We start from the raw sequence: 3,990 nt of genomic DNA on the forward strand, positions 1-3,990 counted from the left end.
GAACGTGACTGCTCTGTTCAACGTCGTCACCAAAAAGTAGTTGAAATGGCACCAGCATTTGCGTTGTCTTTAGAAACTCGTAAAGCTGTATGTGATGCTGCTGTTAAAATCATGAAAAACGTTGAATACGTTAATGCTGGTACCGTAGAGTTCTTAGTAACAGCGGATGGTAACTTCTACTTCATCGAAGTTAACCCTCGTATTCAAGTAGAACATACTGTAACAGAAATGATTACAGATATTGACATTGTTCACGCTCAAATTAGAATTGCTGAAGGCTACAATTTACATAGCCCAGAAGTAGGTATTCCTGAACAAGATCAAGTTCCTTGTAAAGGTACTGCTATCCAATGTCGTATCACTACAGAAGACCCTAAGAATAACTTCATGCCTGATACAGGTAAAATCTTGGCTTACCGTAGTTCCGGTGGTTTTGGCATCCGTCTTGACTCCGGTAATGCTTTCACAGGTGCTGTAGTAACACCTTACTACGATTCCTTGCTTGTAAAAGCAACTGCCTTCGCTCCTAACAATGAAGAAACAATTCGTAAAATGCTTCGTTGCTTGAAAGAATTCCGTATTCGTGGTGTAAAAACAAATATTCACTTCTTAATCAACGTATTGGAACATCCTGAATTCCAAAGCGGTTCTTACAATGTAAACTTCATTGAAGAACATCCTGAATTATTCGAATTGAAACCAGATCGTGACCGTGGTACTAAATTGTTGCGCTACATTGCCGATGTAACAGTCAATGGTTACTCTGGTGCAGGTCCTCAAGAGGTTCCTGACTTTGATCCAATTCAAATGCCACCTACTTTGGATGTAAGTCCAGCGGCTGGTACAAAACAAAAATTTGATGAACTTGGTCCAGATAAATTCAGCAAATGGTTATCTGAACAAAAACAAGTGTTCTTCACAGATACTACATGGCGCGATGCTCATCAATCCTTGTTTGCTACACGTCTTCGTACAATCGATATGGCTCGCGTAGCTGGTCACGCAGCAAAAGGTGTGCCTAACTTGTTCTCCTTAGAATGTTGGGGCGGTGCTACCTTTGACGTTTCTTATCGTTTCTTACATGAAGACCCATGGGAACGTTTACGCATGTTCCGTCGCGAAGTGCCTAACACATTGCTTCAAATGCTTCTTCGCGGTGCCAATGCAGTAGGTTACACATCCTATCCTGATAATGTTGTTCGTCAATTCATTCAACGCGCTGCAGCTAATGGTGTTGACGTATTCCGCGTATTTGATAGCTTGAACAGCCTTGATAATATGCATGTAGCAATCGATGAAGTGCGTGCACAAAATAAATTAGCTGAAGTTGCATTGTGCTACACTGGTGATATCCTTAATAGTTCTCGTACAAAATACAACTTGGAATACTATGTAAGCATGGCGAAAGAGCTTGAAAAAGCTGGTGCTAATATTATTGCTATTAAAGATATGGCTGGTCTTTTGAAACCTCAAGCAGCTTATAATCTTGTTTCTGCATTAAAAGATGCCGTTACGGTGCCAGTTCATTTACATACTCATGAAGGTTCTGGCAATGCTATCTATACATATGGTCGTGCAGTAGATGCTGGCGTAGACGTAATCGACTTAGCATACTCTGCATTTGCTAATGGTACATCTCAACCTAGCATGAACTCCATGTACTATGCTTTGTCTGGTCATGAACGTCAACCAGAAATGAACATCGAATACATGGAAGAAATGTCTCATTACTTCGGTAGTATTCGTCCATACTATAAAGGTGTAGATAAAGCAGAAGCTTATCCTAACACAGAAGTGTATCAACATGAAATGCCAGGCGGTCAATATTCCAACTTGCAACAGCAAGCTAAGATGGTTGGCCTTGGCGATCGTTGGGCGGATATCAAGAAAATGTACCACCAAGTAAATATGATGTTCGGTGATATCATCAAAGTTACACCATCCTCTAAAGTTGTAGGCGACATGACATTGTACATGGTACAAAACAACTTGACTGAAAAAGATATTTACGAAAAAGGCGATGTATTAGACTTCCCTCAATCCGTAGTTGAGTTCTTTGAAGGTCGTCTTGGCACTCCATACCAAGGATTCCCTGAAGAGTTACAAAAAATTATTTTGAAAGGGGCTAAACCAATCACAGTTCGTCCTGGTGCAGTATTGCCTCCAACAGACTTTGAACATATTCGTAATGAATTGAGCGAAATGGGTGCCCAAACAACTGATGAAGATATTAGTGCATACTGCCTATATCCAAAGGTTTATAAAGATTACAATAAATTTGTAAACGACTTTGGTGATGTATCTGTACTTGATACTCCAACATTCTTCTTCGGTATGAAACGTGGTGAAGAGATTCAAGTAACTATCGAAAAAGGTAAAACACTTATCATCAAAATGAACGGTTTCTCTGAACCAGATGAAGATGGTAATCGTATCGTATTGTTCGAGTTCAATGGTCAACCTCGTAGCATTAAAGTTCATGATAAACATGCTAAGACTACTGGTGTTGTTCGTCGTAAAGCAGATGAATCTAACCCTGGTGAAATCGGTGCTACATTGTCTGGCTCTGTTGTTAAGATCCTCGTTAAGAACGGTCAATCCGTAGCTAAAGGTGAACCATTAATCGTTACAGAAGCGATGAAGATGGAAACAACAATTACAGCTCCGATGGACGGTATCGTAGAAGAAATTCTTGTCCGTGAAGGTAGCCGCATCGAATCTGGTGACTGCTTGCTTCGCATTGAAGATACTTTGAAACGATAAGCTTAAGAGCACTTAAAATTAAAAATATTATTTCAAAAGTATTTCATAAAATGAAAAACTGAAGAATAATGGAAGAATCCCTAGGAAATCCTAGGGATTCTTTGTATTTTAAGGGGTTTCATGGTACTATATATAGTAGAGAAAATGGGCGTATTATGCGCTATTTCAGAGTGATTACTAGAAAAGGAGTAGTAACTGATGAGATGTCCTTATTGCCAACACACAGACACGAAGGTGACAGACTCTAGAACAACTGATGAAGGTAATAGTATTCGCCGTCGCCGGGAATGTATCAATTGTGGCCGTCGCTTTACTACCTATGAAATTATAGAAGAAGTACCGCTTATGGTATTGAAGAAAAACGGACGCCGTGAATTATTTGATCGCGGTAAATTATTGAATGGTTTGTTGCGCTCTTGTGATAAGCGTACAGTACCGATGTCCGTTATGGAACAAGTAGTTAACGATGTAGAGCGCGATATTCGTAACGAAATTAATCAAGAGGTTACAACAGACCGCATTGGTGAACTTGTATTGCAACAATTGAAAGATATTGACCAAGTTGCGTATGTTCGTTTCGCCAGCGTATACCGTAAGTTTGATAATATCGATAGCTTCATGGAAGAGCTGAAAGCGCTTAAAAAATTAGATGCTAAAAAACCAAAACGCAGTTAGTTGATATTACTACATAGTGAGGCTTTATGATAGATTTACATTGCGATACGATAATGCAACTACTCGATCACCCCGATAGTGGTGATTTATATCGTAATACTTGGAAAATCGATATTGAGAAATTACAAAAGGCTCACAGCAAAGTACAAGATTTTGCACTCTTCATCAATCTTGGTGAGACCAATGATCCTTATGGTCGTTATGAAGAGATGCGCAACTTATGTACATCACAAATTCATCTCTATGGAGAGCACATACAGCATGTGCTCTCTTATCAAGATGTAGAGTCTGTGTATAAGTCTGGTAAGATTGGTGCCCTTATGTCCATCGAGGAAGGTGGAGTACTAGGTGGTGACTTAGATAAACTTAAACAAGCCTATCAAGATGGGGTTAGACTAATAACCCTTACGTGGAACTATCCAAATGGTTTGGGAGAACCTCACTGTGGTGAGCAACATAAAAAATTAACACCTAAAGGTATTGAGTTTGTTGAGGCTATGCAAGATTTAGGGATAATTGTGGATTGCTCTCATCTTAACGATGCTGGTACAG

The 3,990-nt window shown here is 39.6% G+C and carries 3 protein-coding genes; all 3 read left to right on the forward strand.

Annotated elements, in window-relative coordinates; genetic code table 11:
* Window positions 1-2,763: pyruvate carboxylase (locus Q0F90_RS07925; protein WP_296004545.1), on the forward strand; the 2,763-nt coding region annotated here is incomplete at its 5' end.
* Between the two features lie 198 nt (window positions 2,764-2,961).
* Entirely contained in the window at window positions 2,962-3,438 is a 477-nt protein-coding gene (nrdR, locus tag Q0F90_RS07930) for a transcriptional regulator NrdR (RefSeq protein WP_105081086.1), read from the forward strand.
* 26 nt (window positions 3,439-3,464) lie between these two features.
* Window positions 3,465-3,990: dipeptidase (locus Q0F90_RS07935; protein WP_296004547.1), on the forward strand; the 526-nt coding region annotated here is incomplete at its 3' end.

The organism is uncultured Veillonella sp. (genome assembly GCF_934190855.1).
Classification (GTDB): Bacteria; Bacillota; Negativicutes; order Veillonellales; family Veillonellaceae; genus Veillonella.